8 protein-coding genes and 1 pseudogene are annotated in these 15,827 nt (G+C 72.3%); 6 read left to right on the top strand and 3 right to left on the bottom strand.

What is annotated here, in order from left to right:
- Positions 1 to 140: 140 nt before the first annotated feature.
- Positions 141 to 1,016, bottom strand: a complete 876-nt coding sequence (locus tag HLA95_RS23895; RefSeq protein ID WP_222184777.1) for an aldo/keto reductase — start codon at positions 1,014 to 1,016, stop codon at positions 141 to 143.
- Between the two features lie 355 nt (positions 1,017 to 1,371).
- On the bottom strand, positions 1,372 to 1,941 hold the full coding sequence (locus tag HLA95_RS23890) for a thioesterase family protein (RefSeq protein ID WP_191062150.1): 570 nt from the start codon (positions 1,939 to 1,941) through the stop codon (positions 1,372 to 1,374).
- A gap of 114 nt (positions 1,942 to 2,055) precedes the next feature.
- Between HLA95_RS23890 and HLA95_RS23885 the strand changes: the two genes are divergently transcribed.
- From HLA95_RS23885 to HLA95_RS23870, 4 genes are all read left to right on the top strand, one after another.
- Positions 2,056 to 6,801, top strand: a complete 4,746-nt coding sequence (locus tag HLA95_RS23885; protein ID WP_222184775.1) for an alpha-2-macroglobulin family protein — start codon at positions 2,056 to 2,058, stop codon at positions 6,799 to 6,801.
- Positions 6,798 to 8,999 carry a penicillin-binding protein 1C gene (gene pbpC / locus HLA95_RS23880; RefSeq protein ID WP_322100166.1) on the top strand — a complete coding sequence of 734 codons (2,202 nt, stop codon included), beginning with the start codon at positions 6,798 to 6,800 and terminating at the stop codon, positions 8,997 to 8,999. Before HLA95_RS23885 ends, pbpC begins: the two co-directional genes overlap by 4 nt.
- A 602-nt stretch (positions 9,000 to 9,601) precedes the next feature.
- Positions 9,602 to 12,274, top strand: a complete 2,673-nt coding sequence (mutS, locus tag HLA95_RS23875) for a DNA mismatch repair protein MutS (RefSeq protein WP_255592203.1) — start codon at positions 9,602 to 9,604, stop codon at positions 12,272 to 12,274.
- Positions 12,275 to 12,288: 14 nt separating this feature from the next.
- Positions 12,289 to 12,810 carry an EF-hand domain-containing protein gene (locus tag HLA95_RS23870; RefSeq protein WP_191061956.1) on the top strand — a complete coding sequence of 174 codons (522 nt, stop codon included), beginning with the start codon at positions 12,289 to 12,291 and terminating at the stop codon, positions 12,808 to 12,810.
- A 10-nt stretch (positions 12,811 to 12,820) separates the two neighbouring features.
- On the opposite strand, the gene HLA95_RS23865 is transcribed toward HLA95_RS23870, so the two are convergent.
- Entirely contained in the window at positions 12,821 to 14,155 is a 1,335-nt protein-coding gene (locus tag HLA95_RS23865) for a dihydroorotase (RefSeq protein ID WP_222184773.1), read from the bottom strand.
- Between the two features lie 102 nt (positions 14,156 to 14,257).
- Between HLA95_RS23865 and HLA95_RS23860 the strand changes: the two genes are divergently transcribed.
- Positions 14,258 to 15,445 carry a multidrug effflux MFS transporter gene (locus tag HLA95_RS23860; protein ID WP_222184771.1) on the top strand — a complete coding sequence of 396 codons (1,188 nt, stop codon included), beginning with the start codon at positions 14,258 to 14,260 and terminating at the stop codon, positions 15,443 to 15,445.
- A gap of 70 nt (positions 15,446 to 15,515) precedes the next feature.
- Positions 15,516 to 15,735 (top strand): annotated as a pseudogene (locus tag HLA95_RS23855) (transposase); the annotation flags it as partial.
- Positions 15,736 to 15,827 lie beyond the last annotated feature (92 nt).

Raw genomic sequence — 15,827 nt, 5'->3', positions numbered from 1 at the left:
GTCCACGCCGGCGGTTCCATTCCCGCCATGCCTTCGGCCTCCATGGCCGGGCGGCGTTCTCGATAGCTGTCATATAACGCGCCCGGCCGCGGCGGCGATGCCCCGGGAGACGCAGCCGGGTGCCGTTCTTGCGCCGGTGCTCAGGGCCGGGCCAGTGCCGCCACGTCTTCCGGCGTGAGCCGGATCGCGGCCGCGGCGACATTCTCCTCCAGGTGGTGGCGCGAGGTCGTGCCCGGGATCGGCAGGATCACCGGGCTGCGGGCCAGCAGCCAGGCGAGCGCCAGCTGGGCCGGGGTGCAGTGCCGGAGGCTGGCCGCACCCGCGAGCCGGCCGGTCGATGCCGCCAGCGGTGCGCCCGGCCGGGCCGCGTCGGCGCCCAGTGGACCATAAGGAAAGAACACGATCCCGGCCTCGGTGCAGGCGTCGACGATCGGGTCGTGGTCGAGGGCGGCCAAGCTGTAGCGGTTCTGCACCGAGGCGATCGGGCCGGCGCTGCGGGCGCGGTGCAGTTCGTCCAGGGTCACGTTCGAGATGCCGACATGGCGCACCTTGCCCTCGCGGACCAGGTCGTGCATGGCGCCGACCGATTCCTCGATCGGCGTATCCTGGTCGACCCAGTGGAGCTGCAGGAGGTCGACATGGTCGCGGCGGAGCTGCAGGAGGCTGGCCTCGAGGATGGCCCGGATCGCCTTGGGTCGGCCGTCGCGATAGTTGAGCCCGGGCCCGACCTTGGCGATGCCGCATTTGGTGGTGATCACCAGGTCGTCGGGATAGGGATGCAGCGCCTGGGCGATCAGTGCCTCGTTGAAGCCCGGCCCGTAGGCATGGGCGGTGTCGATCAGGTTGACGCCCAGCTCGACCGCCCGACGCAGCACCGCCACGCCATGTTCCGGATCGGGATAGGGTCCCCAGTTGCCCGGCTGGCCGGTCAGGCGCATGGCGCCATAGCCGAGCCGGGCGACCTCGAGCTCCCCGCCGATGGTGATCGTGCCCGCGTCCCTTGCGGTGATGGTCATCCGCTGCGCCTCCTGTGGGTGCCGTTCCCCCTGGTGCCATCCGCGCGTGCCCAGGTCACGCGGCAAACCACGCTGGGCCGCCGGTCTGTGCCGACCTTGTCCGGCTGGCCAGGAAAATGGCCTTCATGTGCGTTTTGCCACAGACAGTCCATGAACCGACAGCTACTTGGAGGATGTACGGGCCGCTGGTCATATGTGCATCGGCCCGTGAATACTCGTCCCTCGCGGACACACGGAATGGTTGTGCTCGCGTGCTCATTGCGAGCCCAGGCCGGATCGACACGATGACCCCATGGTTGTCCGGGTCGATCCGGCCTGGGCGCCATAACGGCGCCATGATGCCGGCACGGTCCGGCTAGCTGCCGGCCTGCGTGTTCCTTGGGCGTTCCAGCGAGATCGAGCGGCCGGCGCCATCGGGCAGGGCCTGGTGGGCATGCAGCTCGTGCAGCCGGTCCAGGCGTTCGCGCACCGGTGCCGCCCAGGGGGCCGAGCGCGGCCCGGACGTGTCGATGTTCACCAGCAGCTTCTCCGCGGTCGCGAGCGTGGCGGCGTCGTCGCTGTGCTTCATCCGGTGGAACAGGCGCAGCCGCTTGGCATCCACCCCGAGCACCCGGCTGTCCACCTGCACCTCCACCCCGGCACCGACCTCCTGCAGATAGCGGATATGGGTTTCCAGCGTGTACACGGTCATGCCGTTGGCGCGCCGCCACCCGTCGTCCATACCGATCAGGTCGATCAGCGCATCCGTGGCGTGGCTGAAGACTAGCAGGTAGTAGGCCTCGTTCAGGTGGCCGTTATAGTCGAGCCACTCGGGCCGGATGATCGTGCGGTGCAACGGTTCCAGCGCATCCGCCTGCATGCCGAACCTCCCGTCCATGATGCCGCCCTGCCGGCCTTTGGCCGGCCGGTCAGGGCGACGTCGCATCCTCTCTGCCGGCGCGCAACGGGTGTCGCAGCATCTGGCCCCGGATTGCGCTGTTGCCGCGATTGGGCTTCCACTTCCGGGCAAGCCACTCAAGATCTTCCGGCGAGACCCGTCATGCGTATCGCGGCGACCCTGGCCCTGCTCGTGTCCATCGCCGGCGGCTGTGCTGCCGGCCTGCCGGGCCGAGCGATGGCACTGGAGGCGACCGGGATCGACGTCTCGTCGGAGCGGGCCCTGCCCGAAGCCTGCGTCACCTTCGACGAGAAGCTGGCGCAGCTCTCTGATCTGGAGCTGCGCTCCTATGTCCAGGTCGAGCCGGCGGGCGACCGGGCGCTGTCCGCCCGGGGCGACCGGCTGTGCATCGGCGGGCTGCAGCATGGCCACGCCTATCGCGTCCAGCTGCGCGCTGGCCTGCCAGCGGCCGACGGCAGCAGCCTCGAGGCCAGCGCCGCCTTCGACGCGGCCGTGCCGGACCGCGCACCGGCGGTCAGCTTTCGCGGCAATGGCGACGTGCTGCCGCTCGGCAGCGATCCGGTGCTGCCGGTGGTCAGCGTCAATGTCGCCACGGTCCGGCTCGACCTGTTCCAGGTCACCGACCGCGCCCTGATCCAGCGCCTGGCCGAGAATGCAGTCGGCTGGCAGCAGAGCGAATGGGACCTGGAGCGCCTGCGCGAGCAGAGCGGCCGCCTCCTGTTCTCGGGCAGTGTCGAGGTGACGGGCGAGCGCAATCGCGAGGTCACCACCGCCGTGCCGCTGGCGGACCTGCTCAGGAAACGCGAGCCCGGCGTCTACATCGCGGTCGCCCGGCCGGCCGATGCCCAGCCGGAGCAGTGGCAGGGCCTGCCGACCCGCTGGTTCGCGCTGACCGACACCGGCTTGCTCACTTGGCAGGGCGAGGACGGCCTGCTGGTGCAGGCGGCGAGCCTGTCCGACGGGCAGCCGCTGGCCGGGCGCGAGCTCGTGCTGATGGCGCGTGCCAACCGCCGGATCGCCACGGCCACCACCGGCGCCGACGGCTTTGCGCGCTTTGCCGCGGGGGAGCTGCGCGGCGAGGGCGGCGACGCGCCGCGAGCCCTGTTCGCCTACGGGCAGGACGGCGACTTCATCTGGCTCGACCTGGAGCGGGCAGGGCTGGACCTCACCGACCGCGGCGTGGCGGGGCGCACTCCGCCGGGTGCGCTCGACGCCTTCCTGTGGACGGAGCGTGGCGTCTACCGGCCGGGCGAGACCGTCCATCTGGGCCTCCTGCTCCGCGACCGCGACGCCCACGCGGTGTCGGGCCAGAAGCTCGTGCTGGTGACCACTAGGCCGGACCAGGTCGAAGTCGACCGGCGCCAGGTGGATCCCGCTGCCCTGGGCGGTGCCCTGGTCGAGCTGCCGCTGGCGGACAGCGCCTTTCCCGGCACCTGGACGGTGACCGCGCATCTGGGCGACGGCACTGCCCCGATCGGCCGGGTCGTGTTCGCCGTAGACGATATCGTGCCGCCCCGGCTGGAGGCGACCCTGACCGGCCCCGCCACGATTGCCGCCGGCAGTACCGTCGAGCTGCAGGGCCAGGCCGACTATCTGTTCGGCGCACCAGGGGCCGGACTCGCGACCGAGGCCGAGCTGGTGGTCCAGCCGGATGCAGCACCGTTCCCCGCCTGGCGGGGCTGGCGCTTCGGCCTGGAGGAAGAGCCGTTCCAGCCGCAGCGCGAGGCCCTGTCGTTGCCGGCGACCGATGCGGCCGGGCGGGTAGAACTGCCCGTGGCGCTGGGCCCGGTCGATTCCGCCGGCCCCCTGGTGGCGAGCGTCGAATGGCGCGTGAGCGATCTCGATGGCCGGCCGGTAGTGGCGCGGCACGAGATGAAGGTGGCGCAGGCCGGCCATGTAGCGATCCGCCCGGACTTCACCGGAGCACTGCCGGAGAACGCTACGGCCGGCTTCGCCTTCGCGGCGATGGATGGCGCCGGTGTGGCCAGGGCGGGCGCCGGGCTCGAATGGCGGCTGTTGGAGGAGGATGTCGACTATCTCTGGGTGCGCCAGGGCGGCGACTGGAGCGTGGAAACGGTGGTGACCGACCGGCTGCTGGATGCCGGCCGGGTCGAGAGCGGTGCGGACGGCACGGTCCGGCTGGAGCGCGCGGTGACCAGCGGCCGCTATCGGATCGAGCTGGCCGACCCGCTGACCGGCAGCCTCGCCAGCGTCCGCTTCGCCGCGGGCTGGTGGTCGGTGGCCGATGCGGCGGAGCGGCCGGACAAGGTGGAGATCCGGCCAGCCGGGGATGAGGGCAGTGCCGGGCTGCGCCTGTTCGTCCGCCCGCCCTACCAGTCCCGGGTGATCCTGGCGCTGGCCGACACCAGCATCCGTGCGACGGCGGTCGTGGAGCTGGGGCCGGACGGCGGCTTCGTCACCCTGTCGACCGGCTCGCTCGATCTGGCGGAGGCGGGCGGCCGCTATGTGCTGGCGACCGCGCTGGCGGCACCCGGCGTGGCCCATCCGCGCCTGCCCGCGCGCGCCGTGGGCGTGCTGCCACTGCCGGGCGGGCGGGCCGGGCGCACGCTGGAGCTGGCGCTGGACCTGCCGACAGGGGGGCAGCCGGAACAGAAGCTGCCGGTGGCGGTCGAGATCGGGAACCTCGCGCCCGGCGAATCCGCCTTCGTGGCGGTGATGGCGGTCGACGATGCCGTCTTGCAGATGACCGGCCACCAGCCGGCCGATCCGGCCGGCTATTTCCTCGGCCAGCGGGCGCTCGGCGTCACGCTGCGCGACGTCTATGGCCGGCTGATCGACCCGGACGGGGTGCGCGGCCGGATCGTGACCGGCGGCGATGCCCGCATGGCGCTCCAGTTCACCGGCAACACGGTGCGCAGCCACCGGATCGTGAGCCTGGTGGCGGGGCCGGTGGCCGTGGATGGGGAGGGGCGGGCTGCCGTCGACCTGCCGGTCCCGGCGTTCGACGGCCGCCTGGCCGTCTCGGTGGTGGCCTGGAGTGCCGATCAGGTGGGCCAGGCGGATGCCAAGATCCTGGTGCGCGGCCCGGTGGTGGCCGAGCTGACCCGGCCACGCTTTCTCGGTACGGGCGACCTGGCGGAGCTGGTGCTGGAGGTGCAGCCGGGCGAGGGGCCGCTCGGCAAATGGCAGGCGGAGCTCGCCGCCGACGGCCCGCTGACGCTCGATCCGGCAGGGCCGCTGACGATGGAGGTGGCACCGGGCCGGCCGGCGCGTCATCGCATCACCGCACAGGCCGGAACGGCGCCCGGCACCGCCACGGTGCGGCTGGCGCTGACCGGGCCGGACGGAGTCAGGCTGGAGCGCCGGTTCACCCTGGCGGTGCGCAGCCCGTGGCCGTTCCAGGCGGAGCGGACCATCGCCGATCTGGCGCCCGGCCAGACCCTGGTGATCGACGACAGTCTCGGCCGCGACTTCCTGCCCGGTACCGCCGAGGCCGAGATCTCGGTCGGGCCGCTGCCGGAACTGGGGCTGGCGCGGCTGATCGACAGCCTTTCCACCTATCCCTATGGCTGCGTCGAGCAGACGGTCAGCAAGGCCGCCCCGCTCCTGGCAGCGCGCGCCCTGCGCCCGGCCCTGGGCCTGGGGCCGGAACCGGCCGTGGCGACGGTCGGCCTGCAGGACAGCGTGCGGCGGCTGGTCGACCTCCAGAATGCCGGCGGCGGCTTCGGCCTGTGGACGCCCAGCTCGCCGGTGGAGACCTGGCTGTCGGCCTATGTCGGCGACTTTCTGCTGCGTGCGCAGGAGCAGGGCATCCACGTGCCGCTGCGGCCGTTCGACCAGCTTGCCGAGCGCCTGGCGCTGGCCTTCTCCGCCGACGACTCCAGCCCCGCCGGCCTGCAGGCCCGGGCCTATGCCGGCCATGTGCTGGCGAGGCTCGGCCGGCTCGACGCCGCGACGCTGCGCTGGTTCGAGGGGCGCTATCTGGCGGACCTGCCGAGCGACCTCGCCCGGGCGCAGCTGGCCGCCGCGATCGCCGCCACCGGCGACCGGCCGCGGGGCCTGGCGGTGGCAGCGTCGCTGAACGGTGTCCGCCAGGCCGACGCCCCCCTGATGGACTATGGCAGCGAGCTGCGTGATGCGGCTGGCAGCCTGGCGCTGCTGCTCGAGGCCGGCCTGATCGAAGCGGACGAGCGCGACCGGCGCCTGGCCCAGATCGCGTCCGCCTATGGCGATCCCGGTGCCTTGGACACCCAGTCCCAGGCCTGGCTGCTGCGCGCCGGCGCCAGCCTGATCCAGGACCGGTCGGCCGAGACCGGCATCCGTCTGGACGGTCGTCCGGTCGGCGGGCTGCTGCACCTGGTCCAGCCGATCCGGCCGGGCATGGCGCCGCTGCGGATCGAGCATGGCGGAACCGAGCCGCTCTACCGGACGATCACCGTGGCGGGCCTGCCGGTGGAGCCGCAGCCGGCCGCCGAGGAAGGGTTCACCCTGCGGCGGCGGGTGCTGCGCCTCGACGGCCAGCCCGTGGCACAAGCCGCCGACCGGCCCGGCCGGACCACGCTCGCCCAGGGCGAACGTGTGGTCGTGCTGCTGGAAGGAACGGTGCGGCAGACGGGGGACCGCCGGATCCTGCTGGTCGACCTCTTGCCGGCCGGGCTGGAGATCGAGCCGCTGGAGCTGGGCCCGGCCCGGCCGACCGAACTCGGCTGGCTGGGCGACCTGACCCCGCCAGTGGCCAGCGCCTCGCGCGACGACCGCTTCGCCGCGGCCCTGGGCGGCTGGTCGCCCAGCTTCCGCCTGGCCTATGTCGCCCGCGCCACCACGCCCGGCCAGTTCGTCTGGCCCGCGTCCCGGGTCGAGGACATGTACGACCCGGCGAGCTTCGCCCGGACCCGCCAGGGACGGCTCGAGGTGACGGCGAGGTGACGGCTGGCTGGCGGCGCTGGCTGCTGGCGGGTGCGGTCCTGCTGGCCGGGGCCGGCACGATCGTCCTGCTGGACCGGCTGTTCCCGCTGCCGATGGCGCGCTTTTTCGACCGCTCGGCGGTGGTGGTGGGGGAAGATGGCGGGTGGCTGCGGGCCTTTCCCGCTGGCGACGGGCGCTGGCGCCTCCTGACCAAACCCGCCGACCTGCCGCCCTTGTTCGTCGAGCTGCTGGTGGCGGCGGAGGACCGCCGGTTCTCCTATCATCCGGGCGTGGATCCGCTGGCACTCGGCCGGGCCGCCTTCCAGTGGCTGCGGCATGGCGAGGTCCGCTCCGGCGGCTCGACCCTCACCATGCAGGTGGCCAAGCTCCTGGAGCCGCGGCCGCGCACGCTGGCTGCCAAGGCCGTCGAGCTGCTGCGCGCCGTGCAGCTCACCGTCCATCACGGCCGGGACGAGATCCTGGCGATGTGGCTGACCCTGGCGCCCTTCGGCGGCGACCTGGAAGGGGTGCGGGCGGCAGCGCTTGCCTGGTTCGGCAAGGAGCCACGGACGCTGGCACCTGCCGAGATGGCGCTGCTGGTTACCCTGCCGCGCTCCCCGGAGCAGCTCCGTCCGGACCGTCATCCGGCGGCGGCCAGGCGGGCGCGCGACAGGCTGGTGGCGAGGCTGGCGCGCCAGGGCGACCTCGACCCGGCCAGCGCCGCGGCCGCCGTGGCCGCCCCGGTCCCGCGCCGCCGGCAGGCTTTTCCGATGCTGGCGCCGCATCTGGCCGAGCGCGTCCATGCCCAGCACATCCGGGCGGGCGACGGCGCGCCGCCGGGTGACCGGCTCCGCACGACGCTGGACGCGGGCCTGCAGGCGGGGCTGGAGCGGCTGCTGGGCGCCGGGGCGGCGACCCTGCCGGCACCGGTCGAGCTGGCCGCACTGGTGATGGAGCACGAAAGCGGCACGGTGCGGGCCTGGGCCGGCTCGTCCGCCTATCTGGACCGGCGCCGCCAAGGCATGGTCGACCATGTCCGCGCCATCCGCTCGCCGGGCTCCACCCTTAAGCCGTTCGTCTACGGCCTGGCCTTCGACCGCTTCCTGGCCCACCCGCAGAGCATCGCGGTCGACGAGCCCAGGCGCTTTTCGGACTACGCGCCCGAGAACTTCGACTGGGGCTTTTCCGGCGATGTCACCCTGCGCGAGGCCCTGCAGCTTTCCTTGAACCTGCCGGCGGTGACCGTGCTGGAGCGCCTGGGGCCGGTGGGCTTCGTCCAGGCGCTGCGCGATACGGGGGTCGGGCTGCAACTGGACCAGGAGCGGCCGGCCGGGCTGCCGGTGGTGCTAGGCGGCGTCGGGATGAGCCTCCTGGACCTGGTCGCCGGCTATGGTGCGATCGCCGGCGACGGCAGGGTCCGGCCGCCGCGCGTCCTGCCGGACGGGATGACGGTGCCGGGTGCAGCCCTGCTCACCCCGGAGGCCGCAGGCGCGCTGCGCGCCATCCTGGCAGGTGCCCCGCGGCCGGCAGGAGCCCGCCCCCGCCGCTCGTTCGGCTTCAAGACCGGCACGTCCTACCGCTTCAAGGACGGCTGGGCGGTGGGCTTCGACGGCCGCTATACGGTGGGCGTCTGGATCGGACGCTCGGATGCCGCGAGCTGCGGCCGGAACTGCTCGGGCTTCGCCGGTGCCGCCCCCTTGCTGGCCAGGGTGTTCGACCTCCTGCCGGAAACCCCGCTCCTGCCGGAGCCTGCCGCCAGCCCGTTCAAGGACGCGGCACCGCCACTGTTGGCGCGGCTGGATCAGCCGATGGCGACCGGCACCGACGGCGCGCCGCTCGAGGTCGAGTTCCCCGCCGACCGCAGCCTGCTCGACGTCGCCAGCGACGTGGCCATCCCGCTCAAGGCGCGCGGCGGCCGCCTGCCGCTGCGCTGGTTCGTCGACGGCGTGCCGCTGGACGACACCCGGTCGCGGCGACGGGGCAGTTGGTGGCAGGGCCATGGGAGCGGCTGGAGCGAGATCACGGTGGTGGATGCGGACGGGCGGAGTGCCCGGGCAGTGGTGCGGATCCAGGCGCCGTCAGTCGGCGGTGGGGTCGCTCTCGGAGGAGATCTCGCGGGTGGCGCCCAGCATGGCGTCCCAGAACGCGTCCCGGGCCAGGAAGGCCTCGACGGAATCGGTGGGCATGGCGGCCAGGATCAGGAACGCGTAGCCCGGTAGCATGGCCAGATGATCGCGCAGAACCAGGGGATCGGCGGCGCGCAGCCAAGCCAAGGCAGGCAGGCGTTCGCGCTCGCGATCCAGCAGCAGCCAGGTGAAGGCCTGCCACACCGTGCCCACCGTCTGGGGCTCGTTCAGCTGGACGAACGCCCCGGTCAGCACCTGCTTCACCTGCCGCGCATAGGCGTCCACGGCCAAGGCACCCTCCGCCGGCAGCGCCTGGCGATTGATCACCGCCGTGATCTCCTCGTGGCTCAGTCGCTGGTTGGCGTCACTCCAGAACATCCGGTCCAGCTCCCTGACACGATCGGGCCATGTCAGGTATTCGATCTTCAGTGACAAAAGATGCGCCGGATCTGATGAGGATCCTTGCGCAGAGTTCGGCGTGGTTACCGGCCAAAAGGCGGTCAAGTCTTCCGACTGATCCATCGGTTTCTGCCCGGACCGAAGTTCTGCTCAAGGCACCTTCCGGAAATTAGCGCTCCGCGATGGATTTGCAAGATGTTTTCAACCGCAGGGCAACTGCGCCGCACCCGTATGGCCGGGCTGGACCTCACGCCCGGTTCCTGCCAGCTTCCGCCCGGACGCGCGCCGGGACGCCCTTGCCCTGCCGCGTGCCTTGGCGGGCGGTCAGCACGGACGAACGGGAGCAGGTGGTGCGGGACGGCGAGGCGTCGACCCCGATGGTCGCGCAGTGGCGGCGTCTTAAGGAGGCCCATCCGGATGCCCTCCTGTTCTTCCGCATGGGCGACTTCTACGAGCTGTTCTTCGACGACGCGGTGAACGCCGCGCCCGCCCTGGAAGTGGCGCTGACCCGGCGCGGCAAGGACCGCGGCGAGGAGGTGCCGATGTGCGGCGTCCCGGTCCATGCGGTCGAGACCTATCTGCACCGGGCCATCCGCAAGGGCTTCAAGGTCGCCGTCTGCGAGCAGATGGAGGACCCGGCCGAGGCGCGCCGGCGCGGCGGCAAGGCGCTGGTCGAGCGCGACGTCGTCCGCTTGGTCACGCCCGGCACACTTACCGAGGACGCGCTGCTCGATCCCTTGCAGCACAACTGGCTGGCCGCCGTCGCGATCGAGCGCGAGCGCGCAGCACTGGCGCGGGTCGACCTCTCCACCGGCCGGTTCGAGACCGAGGCGCTGGACCGCGACGGGCTCGCCGGCGCGCTGGCGCGCCTGGCGCCGGCCGAGCTCCTGGCACCGGTCGAGCGGCTGCAGGAGCCGCAGCTCACCCGGCAGCTCCGCGAGGTCTCCGACCGAATCACGCCGATCGCCCAGGTCCGCTTCGACCCGGGCGTAGGTGCCCGGATCTTGAAAGCCCGTTTCGGCCTGGCCGATCTGGCCCCGCTGGGCGAGCTGGAGCGGGCCGAGCTCGGCGCTGCCGGTGCTTTGGTCGACTATCTGGAGCTCACCCAGAAATCCGGCGGCTTCCGGCTGGACCGGCCGGTCCGGATCGACGATGGCGCGCTTCTGCAGATCGATCCCGCCACGCGCCGCTCGCTCGAGCTGCTGCGCGGCCCCGACGGGGACCGGGCCGGCTCGCTCCTGGCGGCGATCGACCGTACCACCAGCGCCATCGGTGCCCGCCTCCTGGCCAGGCGGATCGCCGAGCCGGCCGCACGGCACGAGCTGATCCGGCCGCGGGCCGACCGGGTGGCGGTCCTGGTCGAGGACGACCGGCTGTGCCATGCGCTGCGCGCTCTGCTGACGGGCATGCCCGATCCCGAGCGGCCGCTGGCCCGCCTCGCCGCCGGGCGGGGTGGGCCGCGCGACCTGCGTGCCCTGGGCGATGCCGCCGACCGTGCGGGCAGGGCCGGCGCCCTGCTTGGGAATGGTCCCGACTGCCTCGCCACGCTCCTGCCCGACCTGCTCGGCCTGGAGGAGCTGGCGGACCGGTTGCTGACCACCCTGGCGGAGCCGGCGCCGCTCAGGGTCGAGGATGGCGGCCTGCTCCGGCCCGGCGTGGATGCGGAGTATGACCGGCTCGTTTCCATGCGCGACGCCGGGCGCAGCCATCTGGATGGGTTCGAGCAGCGGCTGCGCCAGGAGACCGGGATCGGCAACCTGAAGGTCCGGCACAACGGCATGCTCGGCTGGTATGTGGAGGTGCCGGCCGCCCAGGAAGGGCGGGTGCCGGCAAGCTTCATCCGCCGCCAAGGCCTGGCCGGTGCGGTGCGCTTCACCACGGCGGAGCTGCAGGCCCTGGAGCGGGCGCTGGGCGAGGCGGCCGATGGTGCCCAGGCCCGTGCCTGCGAGATCTACCAGGTCCTGTGCCAGGACGTGCTGGCGCAGGCGGCTCGGCTGCGCAGTGCCGCGGCGGCCCTGGCCGAGCTCGACGTCGCGGCGGGCCTGGCCGAGCTGGCCCGCTCAGGAGGCTGGGTACGCCCGGAACTGGTGGACGAGCCGGTGTTCGCCATCGAGGCTGGCCGGCACCCGGTGGTGGAGGCAGCCCTCAGGGCCAATGGCGAGCCGTTCGTGGCCAATGACTGCGACCTGGCGCCGGACCAGCGCCTGTGGCTGCTGACCGGCCCGAACATGGCGGGCAAGAGCACGTTCCTGCGCCAGAACGCGCTGATCGTGGTGCTGGCCCAGGCCGGCGCCTTCGTCCCGGCGCGCTCGGCCCGCATCGGCCTGGTCGACCGGCTGTTCTCGCGGGTGGGCGCCGCCGACGATCTGGCGCGCGGCCGCTCGACCTTCATGGTCGAGATGCTGGAAACCTCGACCATCCTGGCGCGCGCCACCGAGCGCAGCCTCGTGGTGCTGGACGAGATCGGCCGCGGCACCTCGACCTGGGACGGCCTGTCCATCGCCTGGGCAGTGGTCGAGCATCTGCACGACAAGGTGCGCTGCCGCGGCCTGTTCGCGACCCACTACCACGAGCTGACCCACCTGGCGGCCAGCCTGCCACGGCTGGCCCTGCATCGGGTCAAGGTCCAGGAATGGCAGGGCAGCATCGTGTTCCTGCACGAGATCGGCAAGGGCGTGGCGGAGAGCTCCTACGGCATCCATGTCGCGGCACTGGCCGGCCTGCCCAAGCCGGTCCTGAACCGCGCGCGCCAGGTGCTGGCGAAACTCGAGCGCAACGAGGCCAAGGGCACCGCCGCCCGTCTCGCCCGTGACCTGCCGCTGCTGGCTTTGCTGGAGGAGCCGGCCGAGGCTCCGGAGCCGCCTGCCGATCCGGTGCGGGTGTTGCTCGAAAGTGTCGATCCCGACAGCTTGGCGCCGAAGGAGGCCCTGGACCTCCTCTATCAGCTGAAACAGGCGGCGGGTTCCTGATAGAAGATGGGACCATGATCAGGATACCGCCCCTCGCTGCTCTGCTCCTGCTGCTGGCCGTGCCGGCCGTGGCAGGCGCGCCGACGCCCGCCGCCTTCGACCGGTTCGTCCGGGAAACCGGACCGGCCTGCGCACTCAAGGCTTCCAGCGCCTGCTTCGAGCGGATCTTCCGCTTCGCCGACCGCGACCGCGACGGCGCGCTCGACCTGACGGAACTGGAAGGGTTGCAGACGCGCGGGCGGGAATGGCTGCTCGGGCATTCCCGGGAGCTGCCGCCGGCCGACAAGCAGGCGGCAGTGCTCACCCTCCTGGCCGTCGACTTCGTGGGCCTGGACCGCCTGTTCGCCAGCTACGACGCGGATGGCGACGGGCTGCTCACCCGTGAGGAGGCCAGCGCCGACCTGACGCTCGACGAGCGGCCGGTCCCGGTCCTGGTCGAGGACCCGGACGCGGTGGACTGGGACCGGCTCATGGAGCGGCTGGGCACCGGTGCTGCCGTGCTGAAGGATGTCCTGCCCAGGCGCAGCGCATCCTGAAGGCTCGGCCTCAGCCGCCCAGCGTCTCGAGGAAGCGCACCGGCCGGCCGACCGGATCGCCGACCAGTCCGCCGTCGCGGGCCACGACCTTGCCGCGCACCAGGGTCGCGACCGGGCGTCCCGTGATCGTCATCCCTTCATAGGGGCTCCAGCCGGCCCGCGACGCCAGCCAGCCCGCCTCGATCCGCCAGCGTGCCTTGAGGTCGACCAGCACCAGGTCTGCATCGTAGCCGCGCATGATCCGGCCCTTGCCGGCCAGCTGGAAGATCCGCTGCGGACCATGGCCGGTCAGGTCGACCAGGCGCTCCAGCGTCAGCCGCCCCTGCGCCACATGGTCCAGCATGACCGGCAGCAGGGTCTGCACCCCGGTCATGCCGGACGGGCTGGCCGGGTAAGGCCTGGCCTTCTCGTCCAGCGTGTGCGGTGCATGGTCCGAGCCCAGCACGTCGACCACGCCCGCCGCCACCGCCTGCCACAGCGCGTCCCGGTGGCGGGCATCGCGCACCGGCGGGTTCATCTGGGCGCGCGTGCCGAGCCGCTGGTAGCAGTCCGGGGCGTGCATGGTGAGGTGGTGCGGCGTCACTTCCACACTCGCGACGTCCCGCGCTTCGGCCAGCAGCTCGATCTCCTCGGCCGAGGTCACGTGGAGGACATGGACGCGCCTGCCGGTGGCGCGGGCCGCGCGCAGCAGCCGCGTCACCGCCAGGGTCGCGGCCTCGACGTCCCGCCACTCCGGATGCGCCCGCGGGTCGCCGGTCGCCTCCGCCAGCGTCTTGCGCGCACGCAGCCGCGGCTCGTCCTCGGCATGCACTGCGACCCGCCGCGAGCCCGCGCGCAGCACCCGCTCCAGCGACGCGTCGTCCTCGACCAGCAGCGAGCCGGTCGAGCTGCCCATGAAGATCTTGATCCCGGCACTGCCCGGCCGCCGCTCCAGCTCCGCCAGCAGGCCGACATTCTCCGCCGTGGCGCCGACATAGAAGGCATGGTCGCAGCGCATCCGCCCGCCCGCCCGCGCGAGCTTGTCGTCGAGGGCCAGGGCATCGGTGGTGGCCGGGTTGGTGTTCGGCATCTCGAACACGGTGGTGACCCCGCCCAGCACCGCAGCATCGCTGCCGCTCGCCAGGTCCTCCTTGTGCTCCAGCCCCGGCTCGCGGAAATGCACCTGGCTGTCGATCACGCCCGGCAGGACATGCAGGCCCCGTGCGTCGAGCCGCTCCGCGGCAGGCTGTCCGTCCAGCGCGCCGATCGCCGCGATCCGGCCACCCCGGACCCCCAGATCGGCTGCCACGATGCCGCCGGCGGTGACCAGGTGGCCGCCGGCGATCAAGAGGTCGAAAGGCTGCAAGGACGGTCTCCTGGCTGAGGTCTGCGCGGGATGCGACCTTGCAAACTTGTGGCGCCTGCGTCCATCCGTGGCAGCCCGCGGATGGGGAGGGAGGTACTGGCCTTGGCCGGCGATGGTCGCATGTTCTTGCCGCTGCTCGTGGTGCTGACCGGGCTGGGCCCCGGCGCCCTCCAGATCTTCCTGCCGGCCCTGCCGCAGATCCGGGCCGATTTTTCCGCCGATCCCGGGGTGGCGCAGCTGACCCTCTCACTCTCGACCCTGTCGATCGCGGTGGCCATGCTGCTGTTCGGGCCCCTGTCGGACCGGATCGGCCGGCGCGCCGCCGTGCTGCTCGGGCTCGGCGTGTTCCTGGTCGGCAGTATCGGCTGCGTGCTGGCGGGCTCGATCGTGATGCTGGTGATCGCACGGGTCGTGCAGGCAGCCGGCGGTGCCGCCGGCATGGTGATTGCTCGGGCGATGATCCGCGACCGGCATCCGCCCGAGGATGCCGCCTCGATGCTGGCGATCGTCACGACCGCGATGGTGATCGCGCCCATGCTGGCGCCGGTGCTGGGCGGCGGCCTCACCGACCTGTTCGGCTGGCGCGCGACCTTTGCCGCCTCCGGGCTGGCCGGGCTGGTCATTCTCGTCTTCAGCCTGCAGTCACTGCCCGAGACCAGGCCCGCGGACACCAAGGCGCGTCCCGGCCTGTTCGCCGGCGGTGGGCGCCTGCTCGGCCATCGCGACTTCCTGGCCTACGCGCTCCAGGGCGCCTTCTCCATCGCCCTCTATTATGCGCTGCTGGGCGGCGGCCCGCATGTGGTGATGGAGGTGCTGGGCGGCAGCGCCACCCATTATGCGCTCTGGTTCCTGCCGGTGGCCTTCATGTTCATGGTCGGCAACCTGGTGGCATCCAGGATCTCGCGGCGGGTCGGCCTGGACCGCATGGTGCTGATCGGCAGTTTCGGCAACGTGCTCGGCTCCGGCCTGGCCCTGCTGCTGGCCCTGCTCGGCATGGCGGCCGCCTGGACGATCTTCCTGCCCACCGCCCTGGTCGCCTTCTTCCAGGGCCTGTCCGTGCCCAACGGCCAGGCCGGCGCACTTTCGGTCGACCCGAACGCCGCCGGCACGGCATCGGGCCTCTCCGGCTTCCTGCAGATGGCCTTCGCCGCCGCAGCCGCCCAGATGGTCGGCATGCTCCAGAACGGCACGGTCTGGCCGCTGCTCCTGACCATGTTCGGCTGCGGCCTGATGTCCCTGCTCTGCTTCCTGCCCCGCCTGACAGGCTCTCGGGCAGCTTCCACCGGCTAAGAAGCGGCTGATCCTCCCTGATTTGGCGGCCACCTCTGCTACGCTCCTTTGGGGCAAGGAAGGTGGCCTGATCGCGAAGACGAGGCAGGAGTTCACCCCTTGGGTTCAAGCGGGAGGCGGTGGCGCTGTTGGAGGGCCGCGGCCGACCGCCGATGCCAATCGTGGCCGAACTCGAGATCCAGCCTTCCATGCTGGGGCTGTGGCACGCTGTTCTCACCGGCGCAGCCCCACGCTCACGGCCGGGAACATCGGTGGCATCCTGGCGCGCAAGCGTGATTGCTTCCCCATCTGGCTAGGTGTACGGTCCCGGCATGTGGTGTGACGGGTCGAGCCTGAACCGATCGGGCTCTTTGGCCCAGGTCTGGCAGATGAACTCGTAGGG

The organism is Geminicoccus harenae, from assembly GCF_019800005.1.
Classification (GTDB): domain Bacteria; phylum Pseudomonadota; class Alphaproteobacteria; order Geminicoccales; family Geminicoccaceae; genus Geminicoccus; species Geminicoccus harenae.
The sequence above is the reverse complement of the archived record's forward strand: the minus strand, read 5'-3'. Positions and strand labels throughout refer to the sequence as shown.